This window comes from Diaphorobacter nitroreducens (assembly GCF_002214645.1).
In the GTDB taxonomy this organism is placed as follows: Bacteria; Pseudomonadota; Gammaproteobacteria; order Burkholderiales; family Burkholderiaceae_C; genus Diaphorobacter; species Diaphorobacter nitroreducens.
Window position 1 is genome coordinate 1,752,358 of the sequence record NZ_CP016278.1, and the last position, 19,423, is coordinate 1,771,780.

Below are 19,423 nucleotides of genomic sequence, written 5' to 3' on the forward strand. Positions count from 1 at the left end.
CCAGACTGGGTTTCATTGCATATGTCATCCGTAGTCCTTACGCCACAGCTGGCGATGCAAAGAAGCCATCGGCGTCGCCTTCGTCACCGTGATGAGCGAGCGCGCGGCCCAGCGCCATGAGCATGGCGATGGGGCCGTCGATCTTGTTCTCGGGCCGCTCCTTCGTGGGCGACATGAGCTCGTTGAACTTGCTGACCTTCACCACCAGGTTGCTGACCATCCAGGCCATGACGGGGTTGCCGTCGTGCACCAGGTTGCCCTCGCGCACCATGTTCTCGACCTGGATCAGCGCGGGCGTGAAGAACACGCTGCGCTGCGCGATCTCGACCAGCGGCAGGCCTTCCTCGATCAGCTTGCCGGCAAAGTACATGGACAGCGCCGGGTCGAAGGCGATCTCCTGCACGTCCCACTGGCGGCAGTAGCGGCGCAGGTCATCGGCCACGCGGTCGAAGTCGGTGAGGTCGCCGTCGGTGACCTCCACGTAGCCTTGGCGTGCCCAGCCGCTGAGGTGGGCATTGCCGCTTTCCTGCACGGCCAGCTCGTTCAGGTACAGACGTGTGCACAGGCCCCACACGCGCGTCGGGACATAAACACCGTCCGCGCCAGGGCGCAGCAACTCGTGCTCCCAGGCAATGGCAAGGGCGGCGAAGTCCTTTTTCTGCGCCAGGTCTAGGCCCATGTACACCTTGGCGCCGGGCGGGATGCTGTCAACGGTGACGGGCTCTTTGCCGCAGCGCTCCCAGGCGCGCATGTCCATCCACGGGCTTTCGCCGGATACCCAGACGTTGAGGCGCTTGGTCAGGAAGTTGTTGAGGGCCGATGGCATGGCCTCGGCCTTGCGGGCCTGGGCGGCCATCTCATCGGCCTGCACTGACTTGCCAAAGTTGGGGTTGGCCTTGGGCCACACGGCCGGGTCGAAGGGGTCATCACCATCGTCGATGGTGTAGATGATCCCGAACACCCGCGCGTCATCAATCACCCGGCCCAGGATCTTGGTGATGTGCGTGCGGCGTTCGTAGCAGATGCCCGAGCGGTCCGTGCCTGCGGTGGTGATGGTCCACAGCAGCGATTGCTCGCGGGCGCCGCGGGCGGTGTCGATCACGTCGTACACGGCGCGCGTCTTGTGCGCGTGCAGTTCGTCCAGCAGCGCGAAGTGCACGTTCAGGCCGTCCAGCGTACTGCCCTCGGCGGCCAGCGGCGCGGCCTTGCTGCTGGTGTGCGCCACCGTCAGGCTGTGCTGCATGATGGCCACGCCCAGGTAGGTGCGCAGATCGGGCGTGCGCTCGGCCATGGCGCGGGCGTCATCGAACACGATGCGCGCCTGGTCGCGCGTGGTGGCGGCGGTGTAGCACTCGGCGCCGTGTTCGCCATCGGCGGCCAGCATGTACAGCAGCAGGCCCGAGCCCTTGGCGCTCTTGCCGTTCTTGCGGGCGACCTCTTCGTACACCTCCAGGAAGCGGCGCAGGCGGGTCTCGCGGTGCACCCATCCGAAGACGGTGGTGATGATGAAGCACTGCCAATGCTCCAGCTCAAGCAGGCGCCCTTCGCGTGCCCACTTGCCCTTGATGTGCGGCAGCAGTTCGATGAAGGCGCATGGCCGCTCGGCCGCTGCCTCGTCAAACACCCATGGCCATTCCTCAGATGGCTCGCGCGCCAGGTCGTCTGCCTGGCGCTGCACGGCCAGCTTCACCCATTTGCAGGCCGCAACTTCCCCATCCAGCACGTCGCGCATGTATTGCTGCGCCTGCTGGATGTAGGAGTGGGTCATCGTGCTGGGTTAACGAACATCGAGAAACTGGGTTTGGCCTCTGGCTTGGGCTCAATGCCGGGCAGCGTGGGCTGCACGTAGTTGCTGGCCTGCACGCGGCCGCGGGCGGCTGGGCTCAGGCCGAAGTGCATCAGGTAGCGGTTGAGCTGCTCGCGGTGCTTGCCGATGAGCTGCACGATCACGCTCTGCTGGGCGTAGCCGCTGGGGGTGGTGGAGTAGCTCATCTCATAGACGGCGTCGGCGTAGTCCATACCTTCAGCCACCTTGGCGGCCACCTTGCAGTTGAAAGCAGTCTCCAGCTCGGCCAGCCGCCCTGCAGCCTGGCAGTACAGCGCCAGGGCCGCACGGTCCAGGCCGCTGATCAGGCCCAGCTCCTCCAGCAGCGGCGTGATGCGCTTCCACTCCTTGCGCGCCTCGGTGCCCAGATGCTTCGGCGGGCTGGGCACCTCGATGCGCGGGTTTACGCCTGCGGCGAGATCCAGCGAGCGCTTGCCGGCGTTGCCTTCCAGCAGTTTCAGGGCCGCAGGCTTCGGCAGCGGCCCACGCGTTCCACTCATGATCAATCCTTTCGGGGTACCCCCCCTCCAAAACCTGCGCGCACAAAAATTTGGGGAGGCGGTCGGTTTCCAGTGGGTGGTTTCTGGACTTTTGCCCCACCCCTCCCCCAATGGGAAACAACGGGTCAGGGTTCGCGGTAGTGACCCCATGCGCGCTGCACGCCGCGTGCACGCTCGGCCTTGCTCTTGGCGTCGTGGCAGTCGGCGCACAGGCCCTGCACGTTGGACTCAATGTCCTCGCCGCCCTCTTCCAGCGGGATGATGTGATCGCGCTGGGTTGCCAGCGTCACGCGCCCATGGCGCTTGCACTCGGCGCACAGCGGATCGCGCTCAAACAACTGGGCGCGCAGGCGCTGCAGCTTGCGGCCGGTGACACGCTTGGCTGCCGTGGGCTTCTTTGCCCATGCCGCCTTGGGGTGCTTCGCGCACCGGCCCGTGCCGTCACGAACCAGCACACCGCAGCCGGGATGACTGCAAGGGCGAGGGGCGGCAACAGGCATGGGGTGGGCTCCAAAGAACAAAACCCCGACAAGCTCAACGCCTGCCGGGGTTTCTCCCCTGTGGGTGCGGGTGGGGCGCACCAATCACAAGATGCCTGGAATCTACCAGAAAGGTCTATGGTGTAAAACTCCCCGCGTGTCTATAGCTGGCCGCGCCGCATCTTGTCTATTGACACTGCGCGCTTACGCTCACGCTCGATAGCCTTGGCATCCAGCCAGGCCGCGATGGCATGGTCCGCCTGCTCCAGCTGCGCCTTGATCGTGGACTCCGCGCGCTGCATGCGCTGCGCGGTCTGCTTCACCCCCAGGTCCTTCAGATAGATGCAGTCCAGCGTGACGAACAGGTGCCCCTTGCCCAGCTTCAGCGCATTGACCGCCTCATCGGTCTCCACCGCTTCATCCTCGAAGTGCGGGATGCTGGCGCCGTTGTAGCTCCCGCGCATCCACACATCCACTGCCAGGATGCTGCGGCTGTGAAACCCCAGGCCGCTGTCATTCATGCGCGCTTTCCACAGCGCCCAGTTATCTAGCCGACGCTTGATGTGCTCAAGCCGCGCCATTGCCCGCCCCCTTGCCCTCGCCCGCCGGCAGTTCACCCCACATGCACACGTGTGCACAGCCGAACTGCACCAGCTGCTGCGCCACCGCCGCCTGCACCGGATGGCCATCGAAGGGCGTGCCGACTACATGCCCGCGCTCCATCGCCCAAAAGCACAGCGGCTCACCGCGCAGGCCTCGCCGCACCAGGCCGTAGGCGCCCTGCCCTATCTCTGCCGCCTTCGCCTGGATCGCCGCATACACACCGGGCATGGCCGTCTTGATGGTCTGCAGGTCCCGCTGAACTGCTGCTGCCTGGGCTTCGGTCATGACTGCTGCCCCTTGCCGGGCCTGTTGAGGTGGCCGAGTGTCCATACTGTCCATCCTTTTCTATAGAGATCAACGGGTGAGTGGGATTACGCCTGCGCGTACGCGAACGCAGGTGCGCCTGCCTGCGCCCGCCCGCACCGTAAGAGGCGCGGGGCCCATGCCGCAGGCCTTGGGCAATGCAGCGGCCTCAACTCCAGAAACAAGGGAATTGGGGTAGCTGGTGGTGTCCATGCAAACGCGTGGACACCGTGGACACTTGGACACTCAACTCATGGGCGAAGGCAGCGCCATCCCCGCCACTGCACCGCAGGCCGGGCGCGTGGCGCTCCGGGCTGGCACCGTGGCGCGAATCACGCCTCCCCCACGGTGTGCGGTGCAGCGCGTTTCAAGCGCTGCGTGTGTGATGCGAGGCATGGCCTCAGAAAGGCGCATCGTCATCCTCCTGCGCGGCCAGGTAGGCCCCGGCGGGCGATGCGGGTGGCGGCGGCTCATGTGGCGCTGCAGATGCTGGCGGCACGTCGTCCAGTTCATCGCCTGGTGCGCCACCATCCTGGTCCAGGCCCGTGGCACGGTCCTTTGGGGGCCACACGGCAGGGCGCTGGAAACCCCAAGCCCGCACGCCGTTCACCTGCTTTTTCACGCGCTCCCAGCCTTCGTGCTTCAGCCAGGCCGTGATCTGCCCCTGTAGCCCCGGCGGCGCCTTGGCCGCATCCACGCCCAGCGCTTGCACCAGCTGCGCAATCGTGACGAACGCCGCCTCGCAATGCACGAACGACAGTGGCCCGTTGGCATTGGGATTGGGCTTGCGCGTCAACACGGCAAGCAGCTCGCTCTCCACTGCCGTCTCCACAAGGCGGCTTTCCTGCATAGGGTGGAACAGACGTGCCTCTTCATCGGCCGTGGGTGTGTAGCGCTCACCCTGCAGGTACAGCGCATAGGCCTCTGCGAGCAGCTGCTCACGGTACTTCGCCACCCAGTCGGTATTGATGATCTTGCGCACCGGGATGGGCCAGAACCGCCGGTTACCCGTGCGGTCGCGCAGGTAGGTATCCTCATTCGTGGTGCCCACCAGCACGCACTGGCGCGGGAAGGCCTCCACCGTGCTGCCGTAGGCCACCCGGTAGCGGTCCACCTTCGAGCTGATGAACGCCTTGATCGCGCCCACCTCGGCCTTGCTGAAATGCGTCAGCTCCGCAATCTCATACAGCCAGCAGCCCTGCACCTGCTCCGGGCCTTCCTTGCCCTGGCCCACCTGGAACGGCGTGTCGCTGTAATACTCGCTGCCCGCCAGCACCTCTACCAGCGTGGACTTGCGCAGGCCGCCCGTGCCCTCCAGTACCGGGCAGTAGTCGAACTTGCAGCCCGGCTCCATCACCCGGAACACCATGCCCAGCAGCCAATAGCGGCCCACCAGGCACAGGTACTCGGCCAGCGCCGGGCGCACGCTCTCAGGCGTTTCCCCCAGCGCGTGCATCAGCCACTTGTCCAGACGGCGTTTGCCGTCCCACTGCAGGCCGCCCAGCCACTCGCGCACCGGGTGGTAGCGGCAGGCATGCGCCACGGTCTGAATGCCCTCCTCCAAGCTCGCTTTGCTGATGCTGGGCAGGCCCCACTCGTCGCTCATCCACTTGCCCAGGGCCAGCGCATCCGCACCGCGGATCTCGCCCGGCTTGCTGTAGGCCCAGGGGAAAGCCTTGCGGCACACCACGCTGTTGCGCAACTCGTCGTAGGCCAACACATCCTGCAACGCGGACGCATGCTCCAACGCCGCGATCACCGTCTTGCGGCTCACGTTCCAGCGCTTTTTCTCTCGGTCGTAGTACCAGCTCAGCCACTCAGGCACCAGCCGCGCGCCGCACTTGACCAGGTCTTCGCCATGCTCATCCGGCGAGGCCGCGCCCTCGGTGCCAACGGGGTCATCGATTTTTTTTCCAGCCGGTGCCGCAGCAGCCGGGCCCACCTCGGGTTCAGGCGTGTCCACCAACGCGATCGCCTCACCAAAGAACGCCAGCACGCGCTCGCCCGTCCACCCGTCTACCTCAATGGCATCCTTGGCGTCCCAGCCATCGGCCAGCTCACCCGGCTGCTTGATGGGCAGCAGGCTCACCGTGCAGCCGTGCGTGTCGCGCAGCAGCGTCCCAATGGCCCGCTGAGCCTTCATGCCCGGCTGGTCCAGATACGGCAGGTACGGCTTACTGTCCTTCAGCGCCTGCAGCGCCTGGGCATCCCCCTCGGGCAGCGCCTTGCGCTCGGCCACCGTGGGCTGCTCGCGCTTGCTGTCACAGTCAGGCCACAGCAGCACCGTGCAGCCGGCCAGCCAGCTCCAGTCCGCTTTCTGCCAGGCCTTGCACCCGCCGGGCCAGCCCACCACGCAATACACGCCGGGCGCATGCGCGTCCAGCAGCTGCTGCAGCACATCGCCCTTGCGTTCACCCTCCACCAGCACCACCGTGCGGCCCTTGGGCAGCGTGCGGCCGGGCAGGTACAGCGGGCGCGGCTCCTCCCACTGCTTCCAGTGCCAGCGCGCGCCGCCCTTGGTCACGCTCTCGCACCACGTGCGGGCAATGTCATCCTTGCCGCCGTCGCTGGTCTTGAAGCGCACCACGTAGCCGTACAGCTCGCCCTCGCACCAGTATTCGGACACATGCACGATGTCATCCGCCGTACGGTGCTGGTGCTGGTAGTTCACCGGAGGCGCGTACGCCGGCACCGGCGCAATGGCGCGCCACTGCTCGCGCGACTGTTGGGCGGGCTTGGGCTCAGGCGCGGGCCGTGGCGGGCGCGGCGCATGTGCAGCGCCATCGGCGCCCTTCACCACGCCGGCCACGCTCTCCAGCCCTTCGGCGCGGGCCAGCTCCACGCAGGCCTTCGCCATGGTCAATCCATGGATGGCCGCGTACAGGCTCAGCAGATCGCCGCCGCGCTCCTCGCTCGAAAAATCCGCCCACGCACCCGTCGTCAGATTGACCGAGCAGCTGCTGCCCTTGCCCCCGGCCAGCGAGCCGCAGACGAACTCATGTCCCCGGCGCACGCCACCCGGCAGCCAAGCAGGCACCAGCGTTTCGGCGTTCTTCAGCAGCTCCGCAGCCAGCGCCGCAAACTGCAGCGGCGGAAGGTCTTTCTTGTTGCCGTCAGCCATGGCGCGACCCCCGCGCCACCGGGGCAAGGGCTACACAAGCCAGCGTCCCACCGCCGGCAGGCTTGTCGTGAAAGTGCATGCGCCCTACCCCACCCAGGCCGTCATCACGCTGGCCAAGCCGCGCGCGACTGGTGCACAGCGCTTCGTACGCTGCACGGGCACGTACTCATTGACGGGCTTGTTGCGGTAGGCCACGCGTCGCGTGCGCGGCACGTCCAGCACGCCCGCGCGGCGCATGTTGCGCACCGTGTCCCGCGCCGATTTCATGCCCACACGCGCGTGGTGCGCCATCTCGCGCAGTGTCGGCGCCCGGTCGGGCCGCTGCAGATCCTTGCATGCCTGCAGCAGCGCCTGGTGCACTTCGCCGGGCTGCTTCATCGGGCAGCCTCCACGGCAGCGCGGTGCTGCTGCACCTCGGATTCCAGGCGTGCCTGCAGGTTGCGCATCATCAGCTGGCCTGCGGCCACGACATCGGCCCACTGCTGGCCCAGCTCACGCAGCTCGCGTTCAGTCACGCGGCCGTCAGCATCGGCATCGGCCACAGCGGCGACTACCTCGGCGCACTCGCGCATCAGCGTGGCCACATCCCGGGTCGTGGCGGTATGGCCCCCATCCATGCGCGGCAGCACCACCAGCATGGCACCCACCGCTTGCGCCACGGCGTTCGGGAACTCCAGCGCATGCTCTGCCCCACCTCCACGGCCATGGCCGCAATCTCTGCGGCATCCACCGCGCCCAGCTTGTAGCCCGGCGCACCCCGCAGCTCACGCTCCAGCGTGCCCAGCTGCTTGTGCAGGCGCAGGGCCACAGCCTCTAGGCCCCCAGGGTAGTGGCGCGCAGTGCGCCGTGCGGCATCCAGCAAATTCATAGCTCAAACCCCCACATAGCAGCTATAGATCGACAAGTGCCCCAGCCGCACACTGCGGCTATGAGGCGAGGAAGACAAAGCACCCAACCACGCAGCCATGCGAAGCGCCGCGCACCTGCCCGCGCGCAGCACACCCAATGGGGGAGGAGTTGCGCCCCGGCGGCATGGCCGTGGGCATGGCGGGTGGGAAACAGGCAACGGGCGCCCGCCCCGCCCTGGCATACGATGGAAGTTCCTACACAACCATCGCCAGAGGGGACGAGCAATATGGATTGGTCTGCAATAGCAAGCATCGCGACCTCAATCACTACTGCGCACGACATCGCAAAGGGCATTGCCGCTGGCCGGGACACCGCGCTCATCAACGAGAAAACGGCCGCGCTCATGGACCAACTGCTCAAGGCGCAACAAGGACTGCTCACCCACAATGCCTCTTTGCTGCAGCTCCAGGCGGATCTCGCCGAGGCACAGCAAAAAGTGCGAGAACTGCAAACACGCATCGAAGAGCGCGCCAACTATTCGCTGTTCGAAGTTAAGGAGGGGCACTTCGCGCTTCGCTACACACCCATCAACAGCAGCAACGGGGCCAGCGACCCAAGCAGCGGAGAGCCGCCCCATTACATCTGCCAGCCATGCTTCTCCCTGGGGAAGAAGTTCGTCCTCCAGCGCACCTATGTAGCGGGGTACGACAACGGACTCATCTGCCCCAGCTGCAAAACACAGGTTTTCGACGAGTGACATCACACCACCGCCTGCTGGGCGCAAGGGATAGCCGCAAGGGTTGCGTGAGTGGGCGCGGGAGTCTGGGCTGGCTCAGCAACGGCCAGCTCGGGCCAGATGTCTTGCCAATCATCGGGCCTCAGTTCGCGACGGGTGATAGCGCCGCACGTGGCTCGTTCGATGGATACGCAGTGAGCAGCATCAATCTTGGTGCCGCGCGCACGCCAGTTACTTATGGTGGACTGAGCGACACCCAGAACCAAAGCGAGCTTGCTAACGCCACCTACGCGGGAGATGGCAACTTCGAGTGGATGTGCGGGGGTTAGGTGTTTCACGAACGTGATATTAAGTTCATCACCATCGTGAGTCAACCTCGTGGGAAGATCACAAGCGTGAACACCATTGCGGAAAGACTCAAAGCTGCTCGAGAAAAAGCCGGGCTCACTCAGCCAGAACTGGCGGCCAAAGCACGCGTCTCTCAGGGAACCATCGGAAACATCGAATCCGGTCTGCGCAAACGACCTCGCGAGTTGCTTTCCATTGCGCACGCTTTGAAGGTAAATCCTGTTTGGCTCGAATCAGGGAAAGGTTCTATGAGCCTTGATCCATTCGAGGACTATCTGCTCAGATCATTGGCGTCAGAGGGCATTGAAGCTGTTCCATTAAAAAGGGACGCAACAACAAAAAATAGTCTCCCCAAATGGCTCTTGCATGCATGTGGTGACGATCAGTTGTTCATTCCGGATTTCGCAGCTACGAGACCGGATTCATCAATGGTTTACGTCACCGTCTGTTCCCGCCATAACCAGGCCCATGCACAGCTGAAAGCAGTGGAGGAGAAGCATCCACACGATTTCGTACTCCTGGACGGTGATGGGCAAGTACATATGGGCGCGCGCGTCGCAACGGCCATAGCAAGAGGCGGTACCACAAATCGCGTCAATACAGAGCCCGGCCCCGACCTGCGCGGCAAAGTTCCGTTGATTTCCTGGGTGCGTGCCGGCGAATGGTGTGAGGCCGCAGACCCCTTTCAGCCCGGTGATGCTGAGCGCTGGATGGATTGCCCCGTCAGCCACAGCAGCAGCACCTTTGCATTGCGCGTGCGCGGTGACTCCATGACCGCTCCCCACGGCAATAGCCGCACCTATCCCGAGGGGTGCTTCATCTTCGTGGACCCCGAGCGAAAGACGCCCGTGAACGGCGACCGCATCGTGGCCTGCATGGAGGGCTCACACGAGGTGACCTTCAAGGTCTACAAGAACGAAGATGGTCGCCAGTGGCTGCAGCCATTGAACCCATCCCATGAACCCATCCGCGAGCCTTTCAAGGTGTTGGGCACCGTGCTGGGCAAGTGGGAAGATGGCTAAAGTCCTGCAGCAGTCAAATAAAAAACCGCCCTGAGGCGGTTCTTATTTCAGTCCTGCTTTTGGTCCGCAGGCGGGCTCAGTGCCTCGAAAACCTCTTGCACCTTAGCCATCCATTCGGCACCGCCTTGCTGCAAGGCCGACTTGTTTTGCGCCATATTTCGCAAGATCCCCTGGGCGATCTCAAGCATTGCAGCTGTTGGCATCACTAACTCGCATGCCAATGAGTGAACAACCTCCTGACCCTCACCGTTGTCAGCGTGCTCAATCATGCTAGAAAGGCGCAGGCGGCTATTGGGAAAGCCCACGACCATCTGGCTGACACCCTCCACATAAATAGTAGGTACTGCGGCGCTACGGATGATCCGTGTATTGATGACTGTTGGCTGCTGGGGATTGGCTGTGGTCATGGTGTGACCTCACAAATTTGGTCTTCTAGAATTTCAGGGAAGCTGAAGCTTGGCAAGGTAAACGTCGTGCGGCGCATACCTAAAGATGGTTGCATCTTGATGTGCACCACGCTCCTGGGAGTGATGTTGCTCGCGACAAGCGTCGTCGCCCTACTCGCCTCGTAGAAACTGACAAACGGAGCTTCTTCTTCAAACGAAGGCACTTCGCGAAGATCAGCTCTGGGCTTGAAGGTTTCATGCAGCATGGTGATCAGAGACACGAACTGCACGCGCAGTCCTGTATCGAACACGCGGCTCAAGTCCAGCAGGGTCTTGATGGACAGGCGTCCGTAGCTTGGATCCTCCAAGCGCGAAACCGCAGCTTGGGTCGTGCCCATCTTTTTTGCCAGATCTGCCTGAGACCAATTGCGTTGCATACGGATGGCGCGAATCTGGTGCGCAAGGGCAGTTACGACCTCGGCCTGGACGTAAGCATCACGCGCTGCCGGGCTCTTCGTCATGCGCAGGAAAGTCTTCTCCATCGATTTGGAGAGGTACTGTCGATGCGCTTCCGTTCTCAATTTGCCTGATGCGACGGTGGGCGATTTCAAAGGCGTCTGCCGGGGTGTAGATCCTGCCTTTATGGAAGCAACAGAGAACGATGACAAAGGTGCTTCCGTCGGGCGCAAAGTACCCAAGCGCCCGCGTTGCACGGTTGTTGGCTTTGTACCTGATTTCATATAAGGGATCCTCGTTCTTCAGCTTTTTGCCGTGTGGCTCATTCCACTGAACTTTTGGCGTGATGGCTAGATGCTCGACTGCGCGGGAGAAGGCTTCACGGGCGTAGTCGTCATAGCTATCAATCTCCGCTTGAACATCGCAGCGCCCAGTTGGACCTACGTAAATACTGAAGTTCCACGGGAGCATACCAAATTTGTGATAATTATGTGTTGTTTGTTCCGATTTGGCTCTATTGCCCAGGGTCGCGGCCGGCAGCCAGATGCACGGCTGCATCACTCAGATCGGCCAACATCAGCGAAAGCTCTTTGCCCACCTTCGCTACCAATGCGACCAGAGCCGCAATTCCCCACCCCACCAACAGCACCCAAGTCGATCCATTCGCGCTGAAAAAGACCGATACAGCCAAGACTGCCGCAACGATGTATCCCAAAATGGCAAAGAAACCGACGACCTTCCGCCACGCAGGATACAGAGTTTGCTCCCGCATGCGTTCGGCAAACGAGTGAACCTCTATTTCTGCGGAACTGCGCCGCGGCTTTGAGTTCCGCTGTGACGCGAAGTAACCGGATGCAGTGTCTTGAATCTTGCTGGTTGGACCGCTTGCGCTTAGCGCCTGCGCCGCCTCCACCTTTGTGTAAATGGCACCGCATGACGGGCAGGCCTGGGGTGGCTCTGTTTCGTAAGACGCGGCGTGACCGCACTTGAGGCACTTCTTCGTATTCATCGCTTCCTCCCTGGAACGTTGAATAGGCCCGGACGCTGTGGGCCGCTGTGAGTTGTAAATAGAGTCTACAAGACGCCTGAATCTGCATGTCCGCCCGCTGGCCGTGTCTTGAGACGGCATTGCTTGCCTGCTGGAAAGCGTTTCTGAATTTGCGTGATAGAAATATCACGAACGTGTTGACATTTAAATTCACGTTCGTGATACTCCGTGTGCCAGATCAAGCCAACGGAGTACGTCATGCAAGTCACAGCCCTACGCAGTTACCGCTGCTACCACTATCCCAAGACTCCTTACGGCCGTCCCGTGGCCAGCGAAACGGGCGTGCTGCCCTTCGTGCAGGTGCGCGCCTCCAGCGCCACCCGCGCCATGGAGAAGGCGGCGGCCGTCACCGGTTGCGTGATTGACCGGGCCGAGCGGCTGGAAGGCGGTGTGGCATGACCACCACCCAGCAGGCACGCTCAGTGCACAACCTTGTGCCCGGCCAGACGCTCCAGACGCTCGGCATAGGTCTTCCAGTGCGCCGCGCTTTCGGTGGGGATGCACCCGTCGTTGTAGAGGTATATGCGCTCGGGGTTGGCGTCACCCTTGTAGGAGAGGGCGGCAACCTGCGCGGCACTAAGGGCACGCTTGAACTTGAAGCGAACGGGAAACGCCTCGTAATCGACCCACTCCACTGTCGAAAGACCGACAGGCTTGTAGCGGGCGGTTCCCTCTCTGTTGCAAGGACGGCCATTCTCAGCCTGCCTGCGGGGTGGGGCAAGACGGCCATGGCGCGGCCCATCGCTGAATTCCTGGGTTGCACCTTCATCGTTGAAGAATGGCTTCCTGGCAAGCCCATCCTTCCCGGTGCCCTGCACCTGACAAATGAGGTGGTGGAAGGCGGTGCAGCATGAGCAACTCCCCTCAGCCCAGTGCACACGCGTGCACATCACCATCGGCTGGTATACGCCAGGCACTCGCCCACGGCGGCCTTGATAGCCTCTGTGTCCCCATAGAACGCGCCGCCCGCAGTATCTCGCTGCAGGGCTTGTGCGCGGGCCTCCTGCTGGCGCTGCCATGCAGCCAGAAAGCCCTTGCGGCGCCAGAAGTGCATGCGCTGCACCAGACGGTCAATCTCCACCACGTCGGGCGCACTGCTTCGCCAGCTGGGGGCGCGCTGCTCGCGCAGCAGCCAGGCACGGACTGGATCAGCCGCGTCGTTGAATTCCTTGCGCAAGTCCCGCCACAGTGCCGTGCGGTGGCCAACCAGCAGCCCGATCAGGAATGTCAAAAGCGAAAGAAGGGGGTTCTGGAGCAGCTCAAGCATGACCATCCTGTGTTGTTCAAACTGGCGGTGGCAGCAGCCACCTTCGCGCTGGGGTTTTACATCACGGGCGGCTTCACGGGGGGTGGCAAATGACCTCAATCACGTTTGAGATCAACAGCGACCGTCTGGACGGCTACACCGACGAGTACCTCGTCCAGCTGTGGCACATCAGCCAGGCCAACCCGGCGCCGTTCGGTGACCGGCAGGCATGCGAGCTGACGGAGCGCGTCGGCCGCGAGATCATCCGCCGCTTCGTCAGCAACCAGCCTCCCGCGCTGTGGAATCACCAGGGACGGCACGTACTCACGCAAGTGCGCATCGCCACCGCATACGCCGCCCCGTCCGTCGAGGACATCATCGAGCGCCTGCAGGCCCAAGTGCAGCCTGGCGAAGTCATCACACTCGACGACGCCACCAGCCTTCTGAATCTGCCCGACGAGCCGGGCATGCAAGGCCGGTTGACCACTGCCCTGCGCTGCGCCGGCTTTACGCGTGATCGTTTCGGGGATCTTCGCCTGTGGGCATGGAAGGCTCCCGCCGGGCCGCATCGTCCTGGATCTCCAGGCGAGCTTCCCGCAGCGCCGAGTACGCATCAACAACAGCCTGGCGCATGTGATCAATGCTCACATCCGAGCGCTGTGCCCACCCCTGGAGCACAGCAGCAGCCAGATAGCTCGCTTGCGCAAAAAGTGCCTCATCAATCTGCTTGGCCATCTCTTTCTCCTTTGGAAGTCGGCGGCAGTGTATCCAGCACGCAAGGCGGTGACGCATGACCGCCCCCAACTGGCTCACCGCCATCGCGCTCACCCTGGTCGTCGGCTGGTTTGCCGCCTGGGCCGACTCCACCGCCGACCGCCCCAGCGCCGCCAGCCAGGCCGCGCAGGAAGAGGCCGCAGCCCTGGCCAGCCGCGACTGGGTAGCTGCCCAGGTGTGCGCTGGCCGCCCGTTTGAGTGGCTGGACGACAAGACCCTTGTATGCCACCGCGAGGTGCGCCCATGAGGCTCGCCGCCATCGCCGCCCTATCGGTCCTGACCTGGCTGCTGGTGCTGGTCGCCGCAGTCGTTCTCACCGCGTGCATCGCCGTGGCAATGCCCGGCACGCACTGACCACCACCACCCGCACAGGAGGCCGCCATGCACACGTGTGCACTGCACCCCGACGCATCCGCCGATCTGTTCGGCGACATGCCAGAGCCGCAGCCGCCGCAGCTGGAGTTCACCGGCACGCTGGCCGCGCAGCCCGTCATCCGCACCCGCAGCGACCACGGCCGCCCGGTGCCCGTGCTGTGCGTGGAGCTGCAGGGCGTTGGGCCCCATGGCCACACGCTGCACGCCGAAGTGCCGTTCACCGAAGACCAGCGCAAGGCCGCAGAGGCCCAGGCCAACGCCCTGCGCGCCGGCCAGCGCGTGGCTGTCACCACCCCTATCACGACCCTGCGGCTGTCGCTGCCGCAGGCCACATCCGTAGCCCTCGCGGCCGATTGACCACCACCATGCAAGCCAAGACCATCACCATCCACATCACCGACACCGCCGGCGGCGGCGTCACCGTGCTCACCACCGCCGGCACGCCCCTGCCCGGCCTGCGCCTGACCCCCGCCGAGGCCCTGGCCACCGACCTGATCAACACCTGCACCCACCGCGCCAGCGACGTGCACTACTGGCAGGGCAAAGACCGCGCCCTGGAGCTGCTGCAGGACCTCGTCAGCCCCGACGAACTGGGCTACGACGTCAGCGAAACCGTACGCCGCCGCGCCTGCGCGGTGCTGGGGCGCGTGGGAGGGACGGCAGCATGACTGATATGCAAAACCCAAAGCAGGCAGCGCGTGCCGCTGTGGCGGTGCCAGTCATGACACGCCATCGGACGAAGGACGGCATTCTGCATTTCCTGACTAAAGAACAGATGGCCGAAGAGATCATCCGCCTTGATGCTGCCCTCGCCGCCGCGCCCGCCGCCCAGTCAGCGCCCCAGCAGGAGCCAGTGGCGTGGCGTCACAGCAAAACACTGCGCTTGTACGAAGCCAAAGCCGACGTCCCGCTCGCAGACGGTGACGAGTGGGCAGAGCCGCTATATCTAGCAGCGCCTCAGCCAGCGCCAGTAGCGCAGGGGGATGCGGAGCAGCGCGCAATGGACACACGCCACGCCGCAATATACCGGTGGATCATCCAGCACACAGACGAGGCGGCCGGCATCATCGACGCATGGCGCGAGGACGGCGAGGCCGACACGGACGAGCTGCATGACGCACTTGCCGCCCGCTCCCAGGCCAAGGAAGGCGGTGCACCATGAGCCGCCGCCCATCCACATCCTCCGCGCACATCCACGTGGTTCCCGTCGCAGTCCCGCGCGCCCCTGGCCTGCACGCCGTTGCGCGCCCCGGCCGCAAGACACCACCGGCACGGTTCCTAGCGGACATGCCCATCAGCAACGCCAGCAGCCGCGCCATCTACGACGGCGCCGAGCTGCGCGCCCACGTGCGACCCGGCTCGCAAGTGGCATTCAGCCTGCCCAGCCGCGTTGGTAGCCGACTGCACTTCCCTGATGGCCGCGTGACGGATCTGCAGGGCAACTACATCGACCGTAGCGCATGAGCGAACAGGCCACCACGCCCGACTGGTACGGCGCAGACAAGGCCTACCAACTGCACCACTGCAGTTGCGGCACCTGCCGCGCCGCAGGCGCACGGCCCGGCGCTGCCCAGCGCTCCCCCACCGGGGCGCAGCTGTGGGCCACGTACGAACAGGCGGGCAACCCGCCGCACTTCAACTGGCTGAAGAGCACCACCCCTTCCCCGTGAGGCAACACCATGGCAACCGACTTTCACGACACCGTAACCACCCCCCTGCCCCAGCCCGGCGCAGGCCCGCAGATGCGCATGGTGGAGGTGGCCCTCATCGAAGAGAGCACCACCAACCCCCGCAAGCACTTTGACGCCACCAAGCTGCAGGAGCTGGCCGACAGCATCGCCGCCACCGGCGTGCACCAGCCCATCTTGCTGCGGCCGCTGCCCGGCCACCGCGTGCCCGACACGTGGGGATTCCGCCGCAAGGACGCGCCCCTGCCCGCCTACGAGCTGGTGGCCGGCGCCCGCCGCCTGCGCGCATGCCGCCTGGCCAAGGTGGCCGAGATCCCAGCCATGATCCGCGAGCTGACGGACGAGCAGGCGCTGGAGATCCAGGTCATCGAGAACCTGCAGCGCGAGGACGTGACCGAACTGGAAGAGGCAGAGGGCTACGAAGTGCTGATGCGCACCGGCAATATCAACGCCGACCAGGTGGCTGCCAAGATCGGCAAAAGCCGCAGCTACGTGTACGCGCGGCTCAAGATCCTGGACCTGCACACCAATGCCCGCGAGGCCCTGCGCTCGGGCGACATCGACTTCAGCAAGGCCTTGCTGATCGCCCGCATCCCTGACGAGGCTCTGCAGCTGAAGGCCTTGCGCTACTGCAGCGAGAGGAACTACCTGGGAGAGCCGCGCGGCCAACGCGACTGCGCGCAGCATGTGCAGCAAAACTACATGCTCAAGCTGAGCGGCGCCCCCTTCAAGATCACCGATGCCGGCCTGGTACCCAAGGCTGGCAGCTGCAAGGAATGCCCCAAGCGCACGGGCGCCAATCCCGACCTGTTCCAGGATGTTGGCAGTGCAGACGTGTGCACCGACCCCCCGTGCTTCCACGCCAAAGAAGAGGCCCACGCCACGGCGATGAAGCGCGAGGCCTTGGCACGCGGCCAGCAGATCATCGAGGGGCGCGAGGCCAAGACCCTCATGCCCAACAGTTGGAGCACCGAGGTCAAGGGCTACCTGCGCCTGGACGACAAGGCCGACAGCCCGACCGACAAGCCGCTGCGCAAGCTCATTGGAAAGGTCATGGAGCAGCATGGCATTCAGCCAACACTGGTGGCCAACCCACACAAGGGTGGCCAACTGGTGGCCGTTCTCACCCCCGACCAGGTGGAAGGCCTGCTGAAAGCAGCCGACAACACCGAGGCCGCCGCCAAGATCGAGGAGCAGGCCCAGCAGGACGCCCGCTACGCCAAGCAACGCTCCGATGCCGATGCTAAGCAGGCCTATGAAACGCAATGGCGCTGGGATGTGCTGACAGCCGCGTGGAAGGAAATCACCAGCCCGGAGTTTTCCGGTGCCGTGCCCACCGACGAAGTGCTGCGCCTGCTGGCCACCAACATGGCCCGGGCCTACAACCAGGACCGCGCCAAGCGCCTGTGCAAGCTGCTGGACCTCGGAAAGGTTGCCCCACAGGCCGGTTTGCTGCAATACATAGCCGACACCGAGACCCCCAGCGATGTGCTGCAACTGCTGGTGATGTTCAACGACGTGGAGTATCGCCACTGGCTTGGCAAGGATGACAACGAGGGCCTGATGCTGGTTGCCAGCCAGTACGGCGTTCACATCGATGCCGTGAAAGCCAAAACAAAGGCCAACCAACGCGCCGCAGCCAAAGCCCAGGCTACGCCCGCGAAATCTGAGGCCCCGAAGGGCTCCTCCCCCCATGACCCCGCTGCGCAGGCCAGCGCAGTGCGTGGTGGTGGCAAAGCCAAGAAGAAAGGCCCCGCTGCGCCCGCCGGCGGCGAAGCGCCCAAGACCTCCGCTGCGCATGCCAGCGCGCAGATTGCCGAAGCCCTGGCTGCGCTGAAAGAGGACCATGACCAGGCGCCTGCGGCGCAAGGCAACGAAGCGCCGCCTGTCCCTGATGGGCAGGCGGCGGGTGGCGTTGCGCCCAGCAACAACGGCAGCGCCCAATCCACGTCGGTCGCTTTGCCCATGGTGGCCGATGCCTCCCAAGCAGGAGCGACCGACTCCCGTCTCGCGCCCGGTGGTAATGGCAGTGCAGACGTGAGCGATGGGGCGGCAGCGAAGCCCGTGGCCATCGGAGTGGGCGTGCGCGTGCGCATCAACAGCACGGCCACCGGTAAGACGCAGAAGCCCTGGATCGACTACGAGGGCGTGGTGGCTGCAAAGGCAGGCGACCGCGCCTGGGAGGTGGACATCGAGCGCAGCAAGCGATCGGCACCCAAGCGCGTCATGTTCGACGTGAGCGAGCTGGAGGTGCTGGCGTGAACGGCTTGACCATCCCCACCCTGCAGGCCCAGGAGCGCGCGCAGGCCCGTCAGATCGCGCTGGAACGTGCCGAGCGAATCGCCATCACGGCCGCCGAGGAACTGATCATGACCGAGGGCGAGCGCCTGGCCGAGGACGACACCTACGGCTTCGCCGCCGGCCAGCTCGACGACCACACGCGCGAGTGCATAGAGCACCTTCGCTTCCACGGCCGCGCCGCGGCGCATGAGACGTCCGACGGCTACATGCTGGTGCAGCTACTTGATGACGATGCGGGGGTGTCTGCATGAGGTACGTTCAACACCCCTCCAACAACAGGGTACTTGGCGCCCCATCCGGCTGGGATCAACAGCAGATGCCCGTGGGAGCACTGCCCGTCACAGATGTGGTTGAGGACGGTCTGCCCTGCGTGCTCTCATTCTGGAAGCCCGACGCGGCTGAGATGGCCGCCATCAATGGCGGCGGCCTGGTCATGCTCAGCATTGTTGGCCGCACCATGCCACCCGTGGCGGTGCACGTCACAAAACCGGAGGCCCGATGACCCACGGCCGCAAACCCCGCAAGCCGCGCGTGATCAACGTGAATGCGTTCGGCACCGCCCTGTACCGCGCCGCCCGGCTGACCGACGCCGAGGTGCGCGAGACCATCGCCCCAGCCCAGGCGTGTCTGGACCGCCTGCGCGAAGGCGTAGCCACAGAGGACCAGCACACGGTGCTGGCCACATGCCTGCAGATCGCTTTGGAGATTGAGCGCAGTGGCATCGTGCGCGGGCTGCGCGAGCACATCGCCGCCGCCCAGGCCGCCATGGATTCCATCCGGGCACGAGCCCTCGCCTCAGGCGCCTGGCGCCCAACGGCGCTGTATTTCCACGAGCTGGACGCCCTGCGCGATGCCGTGGAGTTCCATGAGTTCCAACTGCGCCAGGTCAGCTCCGGCGAGCTGACCGCCATGGCACGCAAGCTGATCGCCCGCACCCAAAGCACTGGCGGCACAGCAGTGCGCACAGACATGACCAGCCTGGGCCGGCAGGCCGCCTGAGAAGACCATGACGACCACGATTCAAAGCACCTCTGCACGCGTTGACACCGCCGGCATTGCCGCGCTTTTGGGCTGCACGCGTGCGCACGTCACAGACCGTTTGACCAAGCGTCCCGACTTTCCCAAGCCGTTCATCAACGTGTCGCAGAAGATGCGTTACTGGCGCCTGGCCGACGTGCAGGCGTTCATGCAGGGCAAACGCCAACCGAGGTCTTGATGCCAATCCTAGAACGCATGACATTGCGCGATGCCAGGGTTGAAGCCTCTCGAAGAGGCCAAGCGGAAGGGTGGCCGCGCTGCTACTACTGGAACGCGATATGGTGGAGGCTGTACGCGCGCGAGTCCGCAGTGCCGCATGAGCAAC

30 protein-coding genes are annotated in these 19,423 nt (G+C 64.5%); 16 read left to right on the forward strand and 14 right to left on the reverse strand.

Annotated features, from left to right (window positions below; all coding sequences use genetic code 11):
• Nucleotides 1-37 precede the first annotated feature (37 nt).
• From BA022_RS08225 to BA022_RS08260, 8 genes are all read right to left on the reverse strand, one after another.
• On the reverse strand, nucleotides 38-1,768 hold the full coding sequence (locus BA022_RS08225; RefSeq protein ID WP_088887144.1) for a terminase large subunit: 1,731 nt from the start codon (nucleotides 1,766-1,768) through the stop codon (nucleotides 38-40).
• Nucleotides 1,765-2,325 carry a phage terminase small subunit P27 family gene (locus tag BA022_RS08230; protein ID WP_187306030.1) on the reverse strand — a complete coding sequence of 187 codons (561 nt, stop codon included), beginning with the start codon at nucleotides 2,323-2,325 and terminating at the stop codon, nucleotides 1,765-1,767. The genes BA022_RS08225 and BA022_RS08230 overlap by 4 nt, the downstream gene beginning before the upstream one ends.
• A 125-nt stretch (nucleotides 2,326-2,450) precedes the next feature.
• The gene (locus BA022_RS08235; protein ID WP_088887146.1) at nucleotides 2,451-2,825 is read right to left on the reverse strand and encodes an HNH endonuclease; all 375 of its coding nucleotides are present in this window, start codon (nucleotides 2,823-2,825) and stop codon (nucleotides 2,451-2,453) included.
• Between the two features lie 140 nt (nucleotides 2,826-2,965).
• Nucleotides 2,966-3,325, reverse strand: coding sequence for a hypothetical protein (locus tag BA022_RS08240; RefSeq protein WP_228403751.1), 360 nt, complete (start codon nucleotides 3,323-3,325; stop codon nucleotides 2,966-2,968).
• A 46-nt stretch (nucleotides 3,326-3,371) separates the two neighbouring features.
• Entirely contained in the window at nucleotides 3,372-3,692 is a 321-nt protein-coding gene (locus BA022_RS08245; protein ID WP_088887148.1) for a hypothetical protein, read from the reverse strand.
• Between the two features lie 418 nt (nucleotides 3,693-4,110).
• The gene (locus BA022_RS08250; RefSeq protein ID WP_088887149.1) at nucleotides 4,111-6,831 is read right to left on the reverse strand and encodes a VapE domain-containing protein; all 2,721 of its coding nucleotides are present in this window, start codon (nucleotides 6,829-6,831) and stop codon (nucleotides 4,111-4,113) included.
• Nucleotides 6,832-6,915: 84 nt separating this feature from the next.
• Nucleotides 6,916-7,209, reverse strand: coding sequence for a hypothetical protein (locus BA022_RS08255; protein WP_088887150.1), 294 nt, complete (start codon nucleotides 7,207-7,209; stop codon nucleotides 6,916-6,918).
• Complete coding sequence (locus tag BA022_RS08260) at nucleotides 7,206-7,490, reverse strand: phage regulatory CII family protein (protein ID WP_088887151.1); 285 nt, start codon at nucleotides 7,488-7,490, stop codon at nucleotides 7,206-7,208. The genes BA022_RS08255 and BA022_RS08260 overlap by 4 nt, the downstream gene beginning before the upstream one ends.
• Before the next feature lie 476 nt (nucleotides 7,491-7,966).
• Between BA022_RS08260 and BA022_RS08265 the strand changes: the two genes are divergently transcribed.
• Nucleotides 7,967-8,437: a hypothetical protein gene (locus BA022_RS08265; protein ID WP_088887152.1), complete on the forward strand. Its 471-nt coding sequence runs from the start codon at nucleotides 7,967-7,969 to the stop codon at nucleotides 8,435-8,437.
• 2 nt (nucleotides 8,438-8,439) lie between these two features.
• Here BA022_RS08265 and BA022_RS08270 read toward each other — a convergent pair whose 3' ends face one another.
• A complete protein-coding gene (locus tag BA022_RS08270) occupies nucleotides 8,440-8,754 on the reverse strand; it encodes a transcriptional regulator (RefSeq protein WP_187306031.1) in 315 nt (104 codons plus the stop codon).
• A 57-nt stretch (nucleotides 8,755-8,811) separates the two neighbouring features.
• Between BA022_RS08270 and BA022_RS19115 the strand changes: the two genes are divergently transcribed.
• The gene (locus BA022_RS19115) at nucleotides 8,812-9,786 is read left to right on the forward strand and encodes a helix-turn-helix domain-containing protein (RefSeq protein WP_187306032.1); all 975 of its coding nucleotides are present in this window, start codon (nucleotides 8,812-8,814) and stop codon (nucleotides 9,784-9,786) included.
• Between the two features lie 47 nt (nucleotides 9,787-9,833).
• Here BA022_RS19115 and BA022_RS08285 read toward each other — a convergent pair whose 3' ends face one another.
• From BA022_RS08285 to BA022_RS19120, 4 genes are read right to left on the reverse strand one after another with little or no spacing between them, the layout of a single operon-like run.
• Nucleotides 9,834-10,193, reverse strand: a complete 360-nt coding sequence (locus tag BA022_RS08285) for a hypothetical protein (protein ID WP_148665148.1) — start codon at nucleotides 10,191-10,193, stop codon at nucleotides 9,834-9,836.
• On the reverse strand, nucleotides 10,190-10,714 hold the full coding sequence (locus tag BA022_RS08290) for a helix-turn-helix domain-containing protein (RefSeq protein ID WP_088887154.1): 525 nt from the start codon (nucleotides 10,712-10,714) through the stop codon (nucleotides 10,190-10,192). Before BA022_RS08290 ends, BA022_RS08285 begins: the two co-directional genes overlap by 4 nt.
• Nucleotides 10,668-11,099 carry a type II toxin-antitoxin system RelE/ParE family toxin gene (locus tag BA022_RS08295; protein WP_187306033.1) on the reverse strand — a complete coding sequence of 144 codons (432 nt, stop codon included), beginning with the start codon at nucleotides 11,097-11,099 and terminating at the stop codon, nucleotides 10,668-10,670. Before BA022_RS08295 ends, BA022_RS08290 begins: the two co-directional genes overlap by 47 nt.
• Nucleotides 11,100-11,142: 43 nt before the next feature.
• Nucleotides 11,143-11,637: an FmdB family zinc ribbon protein gene (locus tag BA022_RS19120; protein ID WP_148665149.1), complete on the reverse strand. Its 495-nt coding sequence runs from the start codon at nucleotides 11,635-11,637 to the stop codon at nucleotides 11,143-11,145.
• Between the two features lie 237 nt (nucleotides 11,638-11,874).
• Here BA022_RS19120 and BA022_RS08305 point away from each other — a divergent pair, with 237 nt between their 5' ends.
• Nucleotides 11,875-12,075, forward strand: a complete 201-nt coding sequence (locus BA022_RS08305) for a hypothetical protein (RefSeq protein WP_148665150.1) — start codon at nucleotides 11,875-11,877, stop codon at nucleotides 12,073-12,075.
• Complete coding sequence (locus BA022_RS19125; protein ID WP_148665151.1) at nucleotides 12,072-12,530, forward strand: hypothetical protein; 459 nt, start codon at nucleotides 12,072-12,074, stop codon at nucleotides 12,528-12,530. Before BA022_RS08305 ends, BA022_RS19125 begins: the two co-directional genes overlap by 4 nt.
• A gap of 35 nt (nucleotides 12,531-12,565) precedes the next feature.
• On the opposite strand, the gene BA022_RS08315 is transcribed toward BA022_RS19125, so the two are convergent.
• A complete protein-coding gene (locus tag BA022_RS08315; RefSeq protein WP_148665152.1) occupies nucleotides 12,566-12,943 on the reverse strand; it encodes a hypothetical protein in 378 nt (125 codons plus the stop codon).
• 89 nt (nucleotides 12,944-13,032) lie between these two features.
• Between BA022_RS08315 and BA022_RS19130 the strand changes: the two genes are divergently transcribed.
• The 12 genes from BA022_RS19130 (at nucleotide 13,033) to BA022_RS08375 (ending at nucleotide 19,276) form a co-directional block, all read left to right on the forward strand.
• Nucleotides 13,033-13,716, forward strand: a complete 684-nt coding sequence (locus tag BA022_RS19130) for a hypothetical protein (RefSeq protein WP_148665153.1) — start codon at nucleotides 13,033-13,035, stop codon at nucleotides 13,714-13,716.
• Complete coding sequence (locus BA022_RS08330; RefSeq protein ID WP_088887162.1) at nucleotides 13,713-13,943, forward strand: hypothetical protein; 231 nt, start codon at nucleotides 13,713-13,715, stop codon at nucleotides 13,941-13,943. Before BA022_RS19130 ends, BA022_RS08330 begins: the two co-directional genes overlap by 4 nt.
• A gap of 134 nt (nucleotides 13,944-14,077) precedes the next feature.
• Complete coding sequence (locus BA022_RS08335; protein WP_088887163.1) at nucleotides 14,078-14,428, forward strand: DEAD/DEAH box helicase family protein; 351 nt, start codon at nucleotides 14,078-14,080, stop codon at nucleotides 14,426-14,428.
• Nucleotides 14,429-14,436: 8 nt separating this feature from the next.
• Nucleotides 14,437-14,739 carry a hypothetical protein gene (locus BA022_RS08340; protein WP_088887164.1) on the forward strand — a complete coding sequence of 101 codons (303 nt, stop codon included), beginning with the start codon at nucleotides 14,437-14,439 and terminating at the stop codon, nucleotides 14,737-14,739.
• A complete protein-coding gene (locus tag BA022_RS08345; protein ID WP_148665154.1) occupies nucleotides 14,736-15,233 on the forward strand; it encodes a hypothetical protein in 498 nt (165 codons plus the stop codon). The genes BA022_RS08340 and BA022_RS08345 overlap by 4 nt, the downstream gene beginning before the upstream one ends.
• Entirely contained in the window at nucleotides 15,230-15,535 is a 306-nt protein-coding gene (locus tag BA022_RS19135) for a hypothetical protein (protein ID WP_148665155.1), read from the forward strand. The genes BA022_RS08345 and BA022_RS19135 overlap by 4 nt, the downstream gene beginning before the upstream one ends.
• Nucleotides 15,532-15,741: a hypothetical protein gene (locus tag BA022_RS08350; protein WP_088887166.1), complete on the forward strand. Its 210-nt coding sequence runs from the start codon at nucleotides 15,532-15,534 to the stop codon at nucleotides 15,739-15,741. The genes BA022_RS19135 and BA022_RS08350 overlap by 4 nt, the downstream gene beginning before the upstream one ends.
• Before the next feature lie 78 nt (nucleotides 15,742-15,819).
• Nucleotides 15,820-18,021 (forward strand): ParB/RepB/Spo0J family partition protein, encoded by a 2,202-nt coding sequence (locus tag BA022_RS08355; RefSeq protein ID WP_418236215.1) that lies wholly within the window; start codon nucleotides 15,820-15,822, stop codon nucleotides 18,019-18,021.
• A complete protein-coding gene (locus tag BA022_RS08360) occupies nucleotides 18,018-18,311 on the forward strand; it encodes a hypothetical protein (protein ID WP_088887168.1) in 294 nt (97 codons plus the stop codon). The genes BA022_RS08355 and BA022_RS08360 overlap by 4 nt, the downstream gene beginning before the upstream one ends.
• Before the next feature lie 71 nt (nucleotides 18,312-18,382).
• Entirely contained in the window at nucleotides 18,383-18,562 is a 180-nt protein-coding gene (locus BA022_RS08365; RefSeq protein ID WP_228403753.1) for a hypothetical protein, read from the forward strand.
• Nucleotides 18,559-19,059 carry a hypothetical protein gene (locus BA022_RS08370; RefSeq protein ID WP_088887170.1) on the forward strand — a complete coding sequence of 167 codons (501 nt, stop codon included), beginning with the start codon at nucleotides 18,559-18,561 and terminating at the stop codon, nucleotides 19,057-19,059. The genes BA022_RS08365 and BA022_RS08370 overlap by 4 nt, the downstream gene beginning before the upstream one ends.
• A gap of 7 nt (nucleotides 19,060-19,066) precedes the next feature.
• Nucleotides 19,067-19,276, forward strand: a complete 210-nt coding sequence (locus BA022_RS08375) for a helix-turn-helix transcriptional regulator (RefSeq protein ID WP_088887171.1) — start codon at nucleotides 19,067-19,069, stop codon at nucleotides 19,274-19,276.
• Nucleotides 19,277-19,423: the final 147 nt, after the last annotated feature.